12 protein-coding genes and 2 tRNA genes are annotated in these 15,789 nt (G+C 38.8%); 8 read left to right on the top strand and 6 right to left on the bottom strand.

Annotation, left to right across the window (positions count from 1 at the left end; genetic code table 11):
- The first annotated feature begins 192 nt into the window (after nt 1-192).
- From B5X70_RS14375 to B5X70_RS14355, 5 genes are all read left to right on the top strand, one after another.
- The gene (locus B5X70_RS14375) at nt 193-1,185 is read left to right on the top strand and encodes a beta/alpha barrel domain-containing protein (RefSeq protein WP_079558605.1); all 993 of its coding nucleotides are present in this window, start codon (nt 193-195) and stop codon (nt 1,183-1,185) included.
- Between the two features lie 88 nt (nt 1,186-1,273).
- Nucleotides 1,274-2,560, top strand: coding sequence for a hydroxymethylglutaryl-CoA reductase (locus tag B5X70_RS14370; RefSeq protein ID WP_079558604.1), 1,287 nt, complete (start codon nt 1,274-1,276; stop codon nt 2,558-2,560).
- Between the two features lies 1 nt (nt 2,561).
- Complete coding sequence (locus B5X70_RS14365; protein ID WP_079558603.1) at nt 2,562-3,470, top strand: GYDIA family GHMP kinase; 909 nt, start codon at nt 2,562-2,564, stop codon at nt 3,468-3,470.
- A gap of 88 nt (nt 3,471-3,558) precedes the next feature.
- On the top strand, nt 3,559-4,626 hold the full coding sequence (gene mvaD / locus B5X70_RS14360) for a diphosphomevalonate decarboxylase (protein WP_079558602.1): 1,068 nt from the start codon (nt 3,559-3,561) through the stop codon (nt 4,624-4,626).
- Nucleotide 4,627: 1 nt separating this feature from the next.
- The gene (locus B5X70_RS14355) at nt 4,628-5,605 is read left to right on the top strand and encodes a mevalonate kinase family protein (protein WP_079558601.1); all 978 of its coding nucleotides are present in this window, start codon (nt 4,628-4,630) and stop codon (nt 5,603-5,605) included.
- 115 nt (nt 5,606-5,720) lie between these two features.
- Here the strand turns inward: B5X70_RS14355 and B5X70_RS14350 are convergent, their stop codons facing one another.
- Nucleotides 5,721-5,927: a hypothetical protein gene (locus tag B5X70_RS14350; RefSeq protein WP_079558600.1), complete on the bottom strand. Its 207-nt coding sequence runs from the start codon at nt 5,925-5,927 to the stop codon at nt 5,721-5,723.
- Between the two features lie 176 nt (nt 5,928-6,103).
- On the opposite strand from B5X70_RS14350, the gene hemN reads away from it, so the two are divergent.
- The 3 genes from hemN (at nt 6,104) to B5X70_RS14335 (ending at nt 9,152) form a co-directional block, all read left to right on the top strand.
- On the top strand, nt 6,104-7,474 hold the full coding sequence (hemN, locus tag B5X70_RS14345) for an oxygen-independent coproporphyrinogen III oxidase (RefSeq protein WP_079558599.1): 1,371 nt from the start codon (nt 6,104-6,106) through the stop codon (nt 7,472-7,474).
- A gap of 45 nt (nt 7,475-7,519) precedes the next feature.
- The gene (gene hemG / locus B5X70_RS14340; protein ID WP_079558598.1) at nt 7,520-8,890 is read left to right on the top strand and encodes a protoporphyrinogen oxidase; all 1,371 of its coding nucleotides are present in this window, start codon (nt 7,520-7,522) and stop codon (nt 8,888-8,890) included.
- A gap of 177 nt (nt 8,891-9,067) precedes the next feature.
- Nucleotides 9,068-9,152: transfer RNA gene (locus tag B5X70_RS14335), tRNA-Ser, on the top strand.
- A gap of 209 nt (nt 9,153-9,361) precedes the next feature.
- On the opposite strand, the gene B5X70_RS14330 is transcribed toward B5X70_RS14335, so the two are convergent.
- The 5 genes from B5X70_RS14330 to B5X70_RS14310 form a co-directional block, all read right to left on the bottom strand.
- Nucleotides 9,362-9,438: transfer RNA gene (locus B5X70_RS14330), tRNA-Arg, on the bottom strand.
- A 210-nt stretch (nt 9,439-9,648) separates the two neighbouring features.
- Nucleotides 9,649-10,140, bottom strand: coding sequence for a flavodoxin domain-containing protein (locus B5X70_RS14325; protein ID WP_079558597.1), 492 nt, complete (start codon nt 10,138-10,140; stop codon nt 9,649-9,651).
- Nucleotides 10,141-10,151: 11 nt separating this feature from the next.
- The gene (locus tag B5X70_RS14320; RefSeq protein WP_079558596.1) at nt 10,152-10,844 is read right to left on the bottom strand and encodes a hypothetical protein; all 693 of its coding nucleotides are present in this window, start codon (nt 10,842-10,844) and stop codon (nt 10,152-10,154) included.
- Nucleotides 10,845-10,954: 110 nt separating this feature from the next.
- Nucleotides 10,955-12,088, bottom strand: coding sequence for a helix-turn-helix domain-containing protein (locus B5X70_RS14315; protein WP_079558595.1), 1,134 nt, complete (start codon nt 12,086-12,088; stop codon nt 10,955-10,957).
- A 202-nt stretch (nt 12,089-12,290) separates the two neighbouring features.
- Nucleotides 12,291-15,644: a ligand-binding sensor domain-containing protein gene (locus B5X70_RS14310; RefSeq protein ID WP_079558594.1), complete on the bottom strand. Its 3,354-nt coding sequence runs from the start codon at nt 15,642-15,644 to the stop codon at nt 12,291-12,293.
- Nucleotides 15,645-15,789 lie beyond the last annotated feature (145 nt).

The following is a 15,789-nucleotide window of genomic DNA, read 5'->3' as shown; positions in this document are numbered from 1 at the left end:
TTATAATTCAAGGTTTAAAGTTTATGGTTTATGGTTTATGGTTTTGGGGCGAAGCGGAGTCCCAAATGGCTTTTGTTTCATGTTTGGATTTTCAAACCCTAAACTATCAACTCAAAACTATCAACTATCAACTATCAACCCAATTACAAACTAAAAACCATAAAATCTAACCGCCTAAAAACATCAAAACGAATGGAAGAACGTAAAAAAGACCATATAAATCTGGCATTTCAGTCGCGTGTTGAACCAGACGGTACCAACAAACCATATGATTACGAACCTTTGCTGGCGGCACATCCGTCAGACAATATGCTGCCGTTCGGTTTTGCAGGAAAAACCATGCAATTGCCTGTATGGGTATCAAGCATGACCGGAGGAACCGCAATGGCTGGGATTATCAACCGAAATCTGGCAAAAGCGTGTGCCGAGTTTGGTATGGGTATGGGACTTGGGTCCTGTCGAGCATTACTGGATGATGATAAATTTCTATCTGATTTTGACATCAGAGACATCATTGGAGACGATGCGCCTTTATATGCCAATCTGGGCGTTGCACAAGTTGAGAAACTCATTAGCTCAAAATCGCTGGATAAGGTTGATGAACTCATACATAAGCTCAAAGCTGATGGAATCATCATACACGTGAACCCGCTGCAGGAAGCTTTTCAACCCGAAGGAGACCGATTTTCCGTCCCTCCTGTAGAAACCATACAGACTTTTTTGGAAAACAGTTCGGTGCCATTGATTGTTAAAGAAGTGGGTCAGGGAATGGGGCCGGAAAGTCTCAGGGCATTGTTGAAACTCCCCCTAGAAGCCATTGAGTTTGGCGCTCTTGGCGGTACCAACTTTACCAAACTTGAACTTTTGCGACATCAGAACCATGACGTATCGGTTTTTGAATCCTTTAAAAACGTGGGACATACAGCGGAGGAGATGACCCAAATTGTCAATGAAATTGTGGAAAGCAACCATGAAATAAATTGCAGGCAGGTTATTGTTTCGGGAGGAATCACAGATGTTTTACAGGGGCATTTTTTGGCAAAAAAATGTAAACTTCCCGCGGTTTTTGGCATGGGCTCAGCATTTTTAAAACATGCAACCGAGGACTATTCTTCTCTAAAGCAGTATGTCCAACAAATAAAACAAAGCATTCTGATTGCAGAGCAATACCTTATGTTGAAGTAGCTGTTAGATAATCAGTCAATATTCATTTGAACATGATTACGTTTAACATCTTAATTATTAAAAATCTCATATTCTATTGATTTGTGGCATGGAACGAATAAAAGGATTTTCAAAACTATCGAGAAGTGAGAAGATAGACCAAATATCCAGATCACTCCATCTGAATCCAGATTTTAAGAAAACACTGGCATCGTACCGCCACCCAGAAGAACAGGAGCTATTCGACGACTTCTCTGAAAACACCATCACCAATTTTTATATGCCTTTTGGTGTGGCACCCAATTTCCTCATCAACAATCGCATGTACATGGTTCCCATGGTGATTGAAGAGAGTTCTGTGGTGGCAGCAGCATCGCGGTCTGCAGCATTTTGGGCAGATAACGGAGGTTTTACAACAACCATTCACAATACCATAAAAACCGGACACATCTGGTTCAGATGGCAGGGCGATTACCAACTGCTGAAATCTAAACAGGAATCGGCAGAAAAAATACTCAGAGATTCGGTAGCGCATATTTCTCAATCCATGGAAAAACGCAGTGGAGGAATAGTAAAAATGGAGTTCCTTCCACAACAGGAAATTCCCGAAGTATATCAGCTTTTGGTTCAGTTTAAAACAGCCGACAGCATGGGTGCCAATTTCATCAATTCGTGTCTGGAAGCCATGAAAGAACCTCTTTGCAATTTTTTCATATCCAACGAGATGAAAAATCCGGAAATCATCATGGCCATTCTTTCAAACCACACCCCTGAATGTTTGGTTACCTGTTCGGTGGAGTGCAAAACAGAACAACTACAACCTTTTGCAGGAAACCTGTCGGCTACAGAATTTGCAGAGAAATTCAACCTGGCAGTGGATATTGCACGCTGTAATCCGCACAGAGCCGTTACTCACAACAAAGGAATCTACAATGGTGTTGATGCTGTTATTCTTGCAACAGGAAACGACTTTCGTGCAGTGGAGGCTGCCGGTCATGCTTTTGCATCTTTGGATGGGCAATACCGTTCTCTGTCGCATTGCAACATTACAAGTGACGGGATTTTTCAATTCAAACTGACTATTCCCCTAGCCATTGGCACTGTGGGAGGATTAACCAACCTCCATCCCATGGCTAAAGAAGCTATGAAAATTATGCAGCAACCCAATTCCCAAGAGTTAATGGCCATTGCTGCTGCGGCAGGACTGGCCAATAATTTTTCCGCGGTGGCTTCTTTGGTGACCACCGGAATTCAAAAAGGACACATGAAACTGCATCTTTCAAACATTCTTAACTCCCTTAATGCCACAGAAGAAGAGAAAAAACTCGCAAACGAATATTTTGCCAATAATACGGTGAGCGTTAACGCTGTAAAGAAACTGCTAAACAGAACTTAACATGTATTTTCACGCAAACGGAAAATTACTTATTACCGGTGAATATTTGGTGTTGAATGGAGCCAAGGCCTTAGCCGTACCTTTAAAAAAGGGACAAAGCATGAAAATTGAAGAGGATGAATCCAACGGATTCATCTGGAAAGCCATGACTCCTGAAGGTCTTTGGTTTCAATCGGAATTCGACAGAAACCTGAACATCATAAAAACAACCAGTTCTGCGCATGCAGAAAAACTCAAATCGATTTTAGAAACAATCATCAGGCTTAATCCCGATGCCAATAAAAAACTAATCAATCAACGCATCACCACACAACTTGAATTTCAACCCGATTGGGGATGGGGAAGCAGCTCCACACTCATCTCTCTGTTATCGCAATGGCTGGAAACTGATGCATACCAATTTCTTCAGCAAACCTTTGGTGGTTCGGGTTACGATTTGGCCTGTGCCACCTCCCATCAGCCTCTATTTTTTAGAATTGATGCCAATCATCAACCAACAATTTCCCCGGTACAATTTTCACCTCCTTTCATGGAACAAATCGGTGTTGTATGGCTCAATAATAAACAAACCTCATCGGTTGAAATTGAGAGATTTAAAGAAAAGCAAGTGCCGGTATTAAAGTATGTTGATGACATTTCAAAAATATCGGAAGAGATTGTAACAGTGACTGATATTAAGCAGTTCTGTGAACTGCTTAACACCCATGAAGAAATCATCGGTAAAGTTACAGGCCTTACTCCGGTAAAAAGGAGTTTGTTTCCCGAATTCAACGGTACTATGAAATCCCTTGGCGCATGGGGAGGCGATTTTACTTTGTTTATAAGCGATGAACCATTTAGCTCCTCGGCTAAATGGTTTTCCCGGAAAGGGTATCAGACATCATTCAGATTAAAAGACATCATGATATAAAAAACTTAAAAAACTACACTAAACAAAAAGTTCCAAATCGTTGTTTAATCTTCATACAAAAAAGATTAAACTGTTTATCTGTAACTAAATGACCAAAGTCTCTCAAATAAATGCTTCCACCGAATGGAGAAGTCCGTCAAATCTGGCCATTGTAAAATATTGGGGAAAACGAAACGTGCAGGAACCCATTAATCCGAACGTGAGTTTTTCTTTGAAAAACTCCGTTACCATCACGCGTGTTACGGCAACCCCTTCAGAAAAAGGTGGATTTACTTTTTCCTTGAACGGTGCCTTTAATCCGGCATTCCACCCAAAAATTGAAACATTTCTTAAACAGGCTCAACACCATTTGCCATTTATCAGAAACCACCATTTAACCATAGAAAGCAGCAATACTTTTCCACATTCTTCGGGAATAGCCTCGTCGGCCAGTAGCATGAGTGCCCTCGCGCTTTGTCTTTTGTCGTTGCATAACCTATCCATAGGAAAATCTCCTGAATCGGTTGATTTAACCATGGCTTCGGGTTTGAGCAGGTTTGGTTCGGGAAGCGCATGCCGCTCTGTTTTTGGAGGATGGAATTTGTGGGGTAAGTTTGATGAAGTTAAAGAGAGTTCCGATACCTATGCGGTTCCCATTTTGAAAAACGAGGTTTCACCCGTTTTTCAGGACTTAAAAAACGTCATACTCATCATCAACAGTGGTTCAAAAAGTGTAAGCAGTTCTCAGGGACATCAACTGATGAATGACCACCCTTTCAGAGAAGCCAGAGTTGAGCAGGCTTTTAACCACACCGGCAAACTGCTTGAAATACTCAAAACCGGCGACTGGAATGGCTTTATTGAAATAGCCGAAAATGAAGCTCTTACACTACACGGACTGATGCTAAATTCAACACCATCTTACACCTTAATGGAACCCAATTCATTACAAGCCATACAATTAATTCGACGTGCACGAAAAGATGAAGACTTAAAAATAGGGTTCAGTATGGATGCAGGTCCAAACCTGCACGTTCTTTATCCCGAGTCGGAAGCTTCAAAGGTTGAACCCTGGATTGAACAAAACCTTAAACCACTTTGCCAAAACCAACAGATGATATATGATTCCGTGGGAGATGGCCCAATAAACATCCAATCCATTAATAACGCGATTTGACATGTCAACACAAACAAACGGATACAACGATACCTTCCACTCTAAAATAATGTTGTTTGGAGAATACAGTATTATTTTAGGCTCTATGGGTTTAACCATTCCTTATGCCCATTTTAATGGTTCATTGGGTTTCATTAATAAAAACAGATATACAGATCTGGATTTTGCTAAACGCAGTAATCTGTTGCTCTCCGAATATTCTGAATACATCGACAAACTTGAGCGTGAAGGGTTGTTGCCTGAAAACTTTGATAATAAGCGCCTGAAAAAGGACATTACAAACGGACTTTATTTTGAAAGTACCATTCCCGAAGGATACGGACTTGGCAGCAGTGGAGCGTTGGTGGCTGCATTGTACCACAAGTATAAAACCGATAATCAGAACCCACGAAGAGCAACCACTCACAATCAGCTGCTAAAACTGAAAAAGGAGCTTGCAACCCTGGAAACATGGTTTCATGGAACCAGTTCCGGCATTGACCCATTAATCTGTTACATGAAGCACCCGTTGCTTTTGAATAACGACACAAGCATAAAACCCATTGGCATTCCGCGTTATAATTTAACAAGCGAAGATGCTATCTTTTTGGTTAACAGTGGCAAACCCGGGAAAACAGCACCTCTGGTTGAACGGTTTATGTCGCAGTTAGAAAATCCTGAGTTCAAGGATTTAATGGAAAACCACTATACTCCCCTGAACAATAAATGCATCAAGCATTTGATATATGGCGAACTCGACCAGTTCACCGAATCGCTGAGTGAACTCTCTCAATTTCAAGCCACCCATTTTAAAGATATGATTCCCCCTACCGTTGAAATGGAATGGATATATGGCATCAGCACCCAGAAATACATTCTGAAACTTTGCGGCTCAGGAGGCGGCGGATTTGTTCTCGGCTTTACCAGAAACTACAGCGAAGTTAAAGAACGCTTTCAGGAAAAAAATATGGAAGTGGTGCCGGTTTACAGAGCGGAGTGAGATTTTGTTGAGGGTTTGGAGTTGAGAGTTTTGAGTTTGGATTGCGAAGTTAACCGCAACTCTGTATGGCAGGAATAGTTTTGTAATGAAACGAAGATTAAAAACTAAATAATCTTCATTTAATTTTACGTTGAGCCATAAACTTTTCCCACATGCTTTTATTTACAGATTCGGAAAGTTCATCAACATCTTCCTTTTTTGCCTTTGATTTTGAAGTAACCTCTTTGTATTCAAGGTAATCCAGCATATTTTGAAGTTCAGTTAAATCGACATGCGCAGGCAACCTTACTAAAATCTCATTATTTGTCCGTTCAAGTATCATAAATATCCAATTTGTCTAAAGATACGAAATTCAATTTTGAACAGTAATGTTTCTTTCAAAAAAATATGCTTCACTTTCTTAAAACTTTCTCTTTCCCTAACCGTTACATGAACAAACAAATTAAAAACCTTAAATTTGTCGGTTATTCCATCAATCTGAAAAAAGCAAGATAAAATATGATTAGTCCGTCCCTCATAGAAAAATACAATCAACCCATCCCCCGTTATACAAGTTATCCACCGGCTACGGTTTTTCATGATACCTTTACTTCAAACGACTATATTCGAATGGCAGAAGCGTCAAACCATGAAGAACCGCGTGCCATATCCCTGTATATCCACATTCCTTTTTGCACCAGACTTTGTCTCTACTGCGGATGCAACACGCTAATTACCAACAAACAGGAGTTAATGACCGAATATCTGAAAGCTCTTAAAAAGGAGATTACAATGGTGAGCCAATGGTTGGACAAACAAAGACCGGTAACGCAAATTCACTGGGGAGGCGGTACGCCCAATGTGCTTTCAACTGATGAAGTAGCATCAATAATGGATTTGATTCATGAAAAATTTTCGGTTTCGAAAGAAACCGAAATTGCCATGGAATGCCATCCTGCTCACATCGACATAAACTACCTGGATAATCTTTTCAAAATGGGGTTTAACAGGATAAGCCTGGGAATACAAGACTTTAACAGCGAGGTATTAAAAACAGTACACCGAATGCCCCCGGCCATTCCCATTGAAGAGATAGTTCAATTTATAAAAGAGAGTAAAATTCCTCTGAACCTTGATTTTATATACGGTTTGCCGCTGCAAACTGTAGAAGGTTTTGCCGAAACCATGCAACAGGCTGTTAATCTGCAACCAGACAGACTGGTGACCTTCTCTTATGCACATGTACCTTGGGTAAAACCGCATCAAAAAACACTGGAAAAAACCGGACTTCCTTCACCCGAAGAAAAAACTGCCATGTACCTTTCAAGTTACGAAACAATTACTCAAAACGGATACATTCCAATTGGTTTCGACCATTATGCAAAACCCGACGATGAACTGAGCGCGGCTTTAAAAAACCATCAACTTCACCGAAATTTTCAGGGATATTGCACCAAATCGACAACAGGACAAGTTTATGCTTTCGGGATGTCAGGCATCAGTCAGTTAAGCAATGCCTACGCACAAAACACCAAAAACATAAAAGCATACGTTGAAGCCATCAACAATGGTATTCCTGCGACAGAAAAAGGATATGTCATTACCGAAGAAGAGAAACTAACCCGGGAGGTCATTCTCGAGTTGATGTGCAATAACTACCTCAAATGGGATGAACTTGCATTGAGGCTCAATTGCCATGTTGATGACCTAAAAAAGGCTACCGCATTTTCTGAAGAAAAAATTAAAACTTTTATTGTCGATGATTTGTTGATTAATAAAGATGATGCATTGGAAATTACAGACGCAGGCCGGTTTTTTACCCGCAACATAGCTTCGGCCTTCGACCCGAAGCTAAAAGCAGGCCCCGGACAATTTTCCAAAAGCATTTAACTTCATTATTGACTTATTTTTACATTGAAACAGAACATCAGCAATATGAGTACCCGGTCAGCTGTCATCATAGGAGCAGGACTCACAGGATTAACAACAGCCTTCTATCTAAAAAAAGCCGGATGGGAAGTCACCATACTTGAGAGGTCGGCCAGAACAGGAGGTTCCATACAAACTCACCGTGAAAACGGGTTCATTTTCGAAAGCGGTCCAAACACCGGAATTATCACAAATACTGAGGTCGCAGACCTTTTTGTCCGCCTTGGACCGGATTTTAAATTTGAGCCAGCCAATGAGGAAGCAAAACGCAGGTTAATCTGGAAAGGATGTCGATGGTATGCTCTCCCTCATTGTTTAAAAGAGGGAATTAGGACACCTCTGTTCAAATGGCGCGACAAATTTAGAATTCTTCTGGAACCATTCAGAACAAAAGGTAGAAATCCGGACGAAACGCTTGACGAACTGGTTAGGCGACGAATGGGAAACTCCTTTTTAAATTATGCCATCGACCCATTCATCTTAGGTGTTTATGCCGGAGACCCAGCTCAATTGGTCACCCGATATGCTTTTCCTAAGCTTTATAACCTTGAACAGGAGTATGGCAGTTTTATAAAAGGGAGCATAAAAAAATATAAAGAGCGAAAATCTCCGGAGCAGCAAAAAGTTACCCGGCAAATGTTTTCGGTTACAGGAGGATTAGATAATCTTGTAAGCACACTCACCGAACAGGTAGGTATTGAAAACTTCGTTTTCAACTGCCGCAGAATTACCATTTACCCTAAAGGAGACGAATACTCGATATCATACGCCCGTGAAGGTCAAACCCATCAAATTAACAATAACGTGGTGATAACAACCACAGGCGCAAACGAAGTTGATAGCCTTCTGCCATTCCTCAACCAAAAAGAGAAAGAATCCATTAACAACCTTAATTACGCCAAAGTCATTCAAGTGGCCATTGGTTTTAAAAAGTGGAGAGGATTGCCTCTTAAAGCGTTTGGTGGTCTTATCCCTCACAAAGAAAACAGGAAAATTTTGGGAATTCTTTTCCCTTCCGCCTTTCTGAAAGGACGTGCGCCTGAGGATGGAGCCCTTTTATCGGTATTTTTGGGAGGAGTAAGAAACCCGGAAATTCTACATCTCGACGATTCCATCATAAAAGCGATGGTAATGGAAGAACTCCGGTGCATGATGCTTGTTCCCAGTGGCGATGAACCGGATCTGTTTAAAATTTTCCGCCACAACCACGCAATCCCTCAATATGAAGTCACTACTGGCGAAAGGCTTAGCACCATAGCGAAAATAGAATCCCGTTTCCCGGGTTTAATCCTTGCCGGAAACATCCGCGATGGAATAGGAATGGCAGACAGAATAAAACAAGGCACCACCATTGCACAAGAACTTATTAAGGGTTGAAAAGGTGAGGGTTTTTGGTTCATGGTTTATAGTTTATCCAGAAAACTATAAACCATAAACCAAACAACCATAAATTAATTGATGTTCGTCCAAGGGAAAAATCTCCAAATAGTGAAAATTTTTTCCCAATTTGTTTTGCAAATAAAATTAAACCCCTATTTTTGCAACCGCAATGAAGGAGAGATGGCAGAGTGGTCGAATGCGGCGGTCTTGAAAACCGTTGACCTTCACGGGTCCGGGGGTTCGAATCCCTCTCTCTCCGCAAAAAGACTTTCATGAAAATGAGAGTCTTTTTTTATGGAATGAAATGAGATATCCTTAATTATTATTGTTCCCCAGAAATTTGGATTGTTCACCAATTTGTTCACCAGCATTTTGTTATAATATGGGTTTTAATGAACACCCCCAGAAAACAAAAAACGCTGTAAATCAATCGATTTACAGCGTTTTGAATATATGTGGGATTGTGAATGGTGATCCGGACAGGATTCGAACCTGTGACCCACAGCTTAGAAGGCTGTTGCTCTATCCAACTGAGCTACCGGACCGTCTCGTTTTCGGTGTGCAAATATAGAAAAATATTCTAAAACCAGGTAATATATCTACTTTTTTAAGAAAAAAAACAGAGTTTTTTTGAGTCTATTGTGATCTTAAAAGATATATAGCAGAACCATAAGCGAAGTATCCGCATCATAACTCTTAATGCACAAAAAAGGTTGATTGTATTCATCTCTTTGGTAGTGTTTGGATTATGAGTTTTAATTAATCAGAATGTTCGCTGAAATCCGGGATATGAGTTGGTCAATTTGTTCATAATTTATGTTCGAAACAGAGCTTTTTATTCCCGTAATTCTTTTTATAATGATTCTCTCAATGAAATTCATTTTTTCAAGTTTAAATTCACCTCCTGCATAGCAGGAGGCAAATGCATGATTTCTCAATAACTCCGGAAATGCGTTGGAGAATTGTAAATCTTTATCAGCATCATTCATATAGCAAATAAACAAGGCAACAGGCTTTTCCAGCAGGGTAATGATATTGTCTTTGACGAACCTGCTCATGGCTTTACCAATTTTGCCTGCATGTATGGATGTTCCCAAAACAATAATGCTATATTGAGTCAAATCTGTTTTTCGGGCTCCGCCCAGATTTATTAAATCCGTCAACGAATTATTAATACCATCAGAAATGGTTTGGGCGACCTTTTCTGCAGTTCCGTGCTTTGATTCATAAATTATAGCAGTTCTCATTACTGTGAAATTTAGAATGGGTTAAACTGGAATATCACACCAAACTTCGCATAACTGGAACCAGGCATATCAAATGATTTTTGATTATAATAATCTTCATATATCTGACTCCCACGGTACCCTTCAATAAACCACCCCAGACTACTTCCGTTTTGAAATCTAAATGGTGTTGAAGAAGCACCAAGAGATATGCCTGCTGAAACAGAGTTGTATGAATACTCAGGCAGTTGCCCCTGATGTGTGAAGTGGAGAAGATTATATTGCACAACCGGCCCAATTTTTATTTGGAATAGCCCTTGTTCATGGTGTTTTCTAACGATTCCAAAATTCCAAAGTACTGGAACCATGAACTGGACTAATGAAACCTCCCTGTTACCGAAGAATTGGTTATTCCCATCTCTATAGCTGAATTCCTGACTGTTCACCATAAAATCGAGCCCGGTTTCCACTGCATTATAACCAATGGGTTTTAATATTCTGGCTCCTATGTTGAAGCCTCTGTTTGTCGCACCTGAGAAACCATCGACAGGACTACCGGGGACTAAATCCAATTCAGTATTTTCTACAATTCCGCCTTTGTTGATACCTGCCTGTAGTCGGAATATCAATTGTTGGTGGTCTGTTGCAGCGGTTTCACGATGAGTGGCACATCCAAGAAAAAGGGGTGCAGTTAATAATGTCAGTTTCAAGTATTTTTTTAGCATGATAAAATGGTTTTTCATTATCATGCAAAGAAATATATAGACATGTAATTGAGAGACTCATTTTTTCGAAATGAGGTCTCAACTTGCCTGAAACATTATAAAATGAGGTCTCAGTTTTTTGATACCTGCTGTAAATACTGACTAGGAGTATAACCCGTCATGTTTTTAAACACGCGATTAAATGTAGCTTTAGAACTGAATCCACAATCAAGGGCAATGCTGATAAGAGTATAATCTTTGTTTTGAGGATCTTTACACTTTTGCTTGAACTCTTTAATTCGGTAGTGATTGATAAAATCGAAGAAGCTCTTATTTAATTGCACATTTAAGATGGATGACAAATACTCCGGAGAGGTATTTAGCTGCCCGCTTAATCCGGCAATGGTGATGCATTGATCCAGGTGTGGTTTGTTTTGCTGCATATAATGCAGCAAATCGTTTATAAAGGTAGAATCTTTGCTATTCGTGCTCATATTCAAAGATGGTGATTGTTGCCTTTTATCTAAATTCATCTTAACAGGCATACTAATGAACACATTCTCCTGCCTGAGACCAAAAAAGGCTAACGTAAGTACAAATAACGAAGCCATAGCGTGTGCCAATGATTGCATAAAACTGTATGGCATTAATTGCCATATGTAATCTAAAGTGTAGGTAAGGCTATTAAATGCATAAAGTACAACTGCTGAATATAGCAGAAACTTCAACCAGTCCAGACCAATTCCGGAAATCTCCGAAAAGTAACTTTTTATTTCATCTTTATACTTTTTGACTCTCCATATTGCTATAAATATATAACTGAGTGATGACACTGCAATCCCTGCTATTACAACAGGATAGATTAATCTTTCTTTAAATGACTGGTTTATGTCGATTTCAATTCTTGTTTCAACGGGATATAAAAAATGACCGGAGAATAATAGTATTGAAACAATGAAAAAGGGAATTAAATGAAGAATATCTATTTTACTAAACTTGAAGTTTTTCGTTGTCAGTGATTTTACATAAAACCAGATGGCCGGGCCATGAAGAAAAATCATGGTAGGAGAACTGTTTAAAAAAGCCGGATATGGGTAACCATTCTGTCGGTTGTAAAGCTCCATGAAACTGAGAAAAGTGGTTGTAGCGAATATCAGGAAATTTAATGACAACAAATAATCTGAGATGTTTTTTTTCTTTTTTGTAAGGATTAATAGAGCAAGGAATATACCCTGAACAACCCCGATTATTAATATGGTGTTCATAAATCTTTCTTGATATGGTTGAATACTCTTCTGACAATGACAAAGATAATGAATTTGCAAGATTGTCAGATAGATTTATTCAGCAACATCAGAGGATTTTTTTCGAAATCAGATATTTTGAGGATTTATCATAATTCCTTATAATATGCTAAAAAAATGAGTCGTTCATCCAAAACCACCAACGGAAATTACCTCATTGTAGTTAAGAGTCTTTATCAGGCATCAACGGTAAAGAGAAATAAAACATTGATCCTTTTCCCGGTTCAGATTCAACCTCAATAGTGCTTCCCATCTGATTCAGAATTTTTTTACTAAGTGCAAGTCCAAGTCCTGTTCCACGATAGAGTACCGAGGTGTCTTTTTCAATTTTGTAAAATGATTTAAATATCTTTGGTATTTCTTCCTTTTCTATGCCAATTCCGGTATCTCTTACAAAAAAAGTAACGCTGTTGTTTTCTGTTTTCCAGCCAAAATGAACATAACCTTCATTGGTAAATTTAATCGCATTTGTAAGCAGATTGGAAAGTACTTGTTTTATCCGGATAGGATCATTAAACAGTTCCAAATCAAATTCTGAATTATCCGGGATCACTTTTAATTCAATATCCTTTTCATTCTTCATGTTGAAATAGGCAATCAATTCTTCCATTATTTGCCTTACGGCAAACCATTGTTTGGTCAGGCTTAACTGATTGGTTTCAATCATAGAAATATCAAGGATGTCATTTATCAAGGTTAATAAGGTGTCTGTATTGGTGTTTATCATCTGGATGTAAGAATTCTTCTCTTCATTGTCCAGGTCAGGCTGAACCAAAAGATTAGAAAAACCAACGATGGCATTCATGGGTGTACGCAATTCATGGCTCAGATTTGCCAAAAAGGCTGTTTTTAATCTGTCCGAAATTTCAGCTTGTTCTTTGGCCTTAATTAGCTCCTTAGTTCTTTCGGTAACTAACTCTTCCAATTGGTTTCGATGACGCTCCAGTTCATAATTCTGGCATGTAATCTCTTCTTTTGATTCTTCCAATAAGGCATTTGTTTCGGAGAGTTCTACGGTTCGTTTTGCCACACTCTCTTCCAATTCAATGTTTCTGCGTCGAATAGCCCTAAACCTGTACTGGATTCCAAGATATACGCACAGCAGAATAAATAGTATTGTCGCAATTCTAAATAATTGCGTTTGCCACCATGGCGGTATTATAACGATTTTCAATTCTTTTGGTTCCAGACTCCAAACCCCGTCATTGTTTGTTCCGGCAACTTTAAATGTATATGTTCCGGGGTTAAGGTTTGTATAAGTTGCAAAGCGTCTGTTTTCAACTTCGTGCCATTGGCTTTCATACCCTTCTAGTTGATACTTATAACTGTTCTTTTGTGGATTCAGATAATTAATGGCCGAATAAAAGATAGTTATGTTGTTTTGTCTATACTTGAGAAGGATTTCATCAATAGTGTTAACATTAATCTTTCCTAGTTGCTCTTCAATATTCTCATTTTCATCAGTTCCAAAAACATGAAAATCTGTTATTATTATTTCGGGTGGAATTGGATTGTCGTGAATGTGGTCAGGGTGAAATCTTACAAAACCTCTTGAAGTTCCAAAATTCATATATCCATCTGTCCCCCTTTTTGCCGCTCTTGGTCTGAAATCATCGGCCGCGAGTCCGTCATACTGATCGTATAATCTGAAGTTGGGTTTTTGAGGTGTATCAGCTCCTTTAATAAATTTAGCAATCCCTTTATTGGTGCTTATCCATAGGTTTTTATGATCGTCTTCCAGTATTCCCTGAATGGTGTTGTTTGGCAAACCATGATAGGTAGTGTAGTGGATAAATGTACCATCTTCTTTATTAAACAAGTTTAGTCCCAGATTTCCGGCAACCCAGATGTTGTTATTGCTATCTTCGAAAACAAATAATGCCTGACCTCTTCTTAAACTTTTAGGATCTGATGGATCGTGTATGAAATTAGTGAAAGTGCCCGAATCTTTATTTAAAATTGAAAAAGCTGAATAGCAGGTTAGCATAAGTGTCCCATCTGATGCTTCAAAAAAATGATTTACAGAATTGTGAGGTAATGAATAAGGATCATCAGGATTATTTCTAAATACCTCAAAGTTTTCATTTTCATAATCAAACCGGTTTAATCCTCCATGATTGGTTGCTACCCACAAATTATTGTTTTGATCTTCCTTAATGGCAAATACATGTGGGCTTGAAATTGATCCGGGGTTTTCTGATGGTGTGTATGTTTTAAAAGTTTCTGTATCGGGGTTAAACAGATTTAATCCACCATTCCATGTTCCTACCCAAAAATTATCCCTACTGTCTCTGTAAAGAGCTAAAACTCCTTCACCTTTTAATGTTCCGGAAGAATAGGAGGAGGAGTAAAATGTTCTGATTTCGCCTGTTTCCTTTTTTAATCTATCAAGGCCGACGCCTGTACCAATCCATAAATAATCATCATCGTCCAGAAATGACGTTATCAAATGGCTGCTGATTGACATACCCGGTACCGGATTTACGATGTAATTCCTGAATTGCTTTATTCGTGCACTATATAAATTTACACCTCCGCTATAGGTTCCAATCCAAATGTCCCCATTCTTGTCTTTATACAGGCTTGAAATATTGTTATCACTCAAACCCCACATGTTTTGAGGATAATGAGCATAAGTGCTGTATTTAATTGATTCTCTGTTGTTCGTAACGGAGTTAAGATCAACAACTGTAACATTACCACCTGAACTGTTTCCAACCCATAACTGGTTATCTCTAATTATTAATTTATTAACATTGCTATTTATTAGCTTTGAGAAAGTTCCATTCTCCGGAAGTGCTAAGTAATTCTTAAACTCATATACTCCATCTCTGCTAACTCCAATCCATAGTCTATTATTCTTATCTTCAACAATTGAACGGACTTCTCCTTTAAAATCAGTATCGTACCATTTAAATGATTTTTCTTCTGGTAAATAAAGATTTAGCCCATTATTTGTTCCAATCCACAGATTCCCCGACGAATCTTCAAAAATTGATCTCACCTGACTATGGGATAAGCTGTTGGGTGATTCAGAATGTGTAAATGTTATTATTGTATCTTTTTCTGGGATGTATTTGAAAAGGCCGTTTTGTGAACCAAACCAAACATTGCTTTTTGAGTCGGTAAAGGAGCGTTCAATATTTTGATTTTGGAAATAGTGAAAAGGATAAATAGCATCAGTATTATGGTTATAGATGGAAACTCCCAGAGATGTACAAATCCACATCTCATCTTCGTTCTTTTTTGAAATATCATTGATTGATGGATGAATGAGACCTTCATATTGTGTTAATCCTGCCGTAAATACCCTAAAGTTGTGTCCATCAAATCTGTTAAGTCCGTCACCTGTGCCAAACCACATGTATCCAAACCTGTCCTGGTAAATGGCTCTCACATGACTGTGAGAGAGTCCTGTTGCTGTGGTAAACTGGATAAACTGTTTGTTCTGGTTCTGCGCGATGGAACAAAGTGATGAAAATATGAAGATTATGTATGTTAGAATAACGCGCAGCATAGGTCGTTTTCAGTTTCTATAAATATTACTTTTTATATTTTAATGATATGAGCAAATTTACCCTGATTGGAACCATATGCTATTATATTTCTGGTATTCAAGTTTAATAATACGAAATTAAATTAACATTTCATAACAAAAACAC

The organism is Alkalitalea saponilacus, assembly GCF_900168165.1.
In the GTDB taxonomy this organism is placed as follows: Bacteria; Bacteroidota; Bacteroidia; order Bacteroidales; family Marinilabiliaceae; genus Natronoflexus; species Natronoflexus saponilacus.
This window is presented reverse-complemented; position numbering and strand designations above follow the sequence as displayed.

What these genes read in the sequence shown, in the direction of transcription:
- B5X70_RS14325 (WP_079558597.1), bottom strand. Translation starts at nt 10,140, where the DNA reads ATGAGAACTGCTATAATTTATGAATCAAAGCACGGAACTGCAGAAAAG.
- B5X70_RS14315 (WP_079558595.1), bottom strand. Translation starts at nt 12,088, where the DNA reads ATGAACACCATATTAATAATCGGGGTTGTTCAGGGTATATTCCTTGCT.
- B5X70_RS14320 (WP_079558596.1), bottom strand. Translation starts at nt 10,844, where the DNA reads ATGCTAAAAAAATACTTGAAACTGACATTATTAACTGCACCCCTTTTT.
- mvaD (WP_079558602.1), top strand. Translation starts at nt 3,559, where the DNA reads ATGACCAAAGTCTCTCAAATAAATGCTTCCACCGAATGGAGAAGTCCG.
- hemG (WP_079558598.1), top strand. Translation starts at nt 7,520, where the DNA reads ATGAGTACCCGGTCAGCTGTCATCATAGGAGCAGGACTCACAGGATTA.
- B5X70_RS14350 (WP_079558600.1), bottom strand. Translation starts at nt 5,927, where the DNA reads ATGATACTTGAACGGACAAATAATGAGATTTTAGTAAGGTTGCCTGCG.
- B5X70_RS14355 (WP_079558601.1), top strand. Translation starts at nt 4,628, where the DNA reads ATGTCAACACAAACAAACGGATACAACGATACCTTCCACTCTAAAATA.
- B5X70_RS14365 (WP_079558603.1), top strand. Translation starts at nt 2,562, where the DNA reads ATGTATTTTCACGCAAACGGAAAATTACTTATTACCGGTGAATATTTG.
- hemN (WP_079558599.1), top strand. Translation starts at nt 6,104, where the DNA reads ATGATTAGTCCGTCCCTCATAGAAAAATACAATCAACCCATCCCCCGT.
- B5X70_RS14375 (WP_079558605.1), top strand. Translation starts at nt 193, where the DNA reads ATGGAAGAACGTAAAAAAGACCATATAAATCTGGCATTTCAGTCGCGT.
- B5X70_RS14370 (WP_079558604.1), top strand. Translation starts at nt 1,274, where the DNA reads ATGGAACGAATAAAAGGATTTTCAAAACTATCGAGAAGTGAGAAGATA.
- B5X70_RS14310 (WP_079558594.1), bottom strand. Translation starts at nt 15,644, where the DNA reads ATGCTGCGCGTTATTCTAACATACATAATCTTCATATTTTCATCACTT.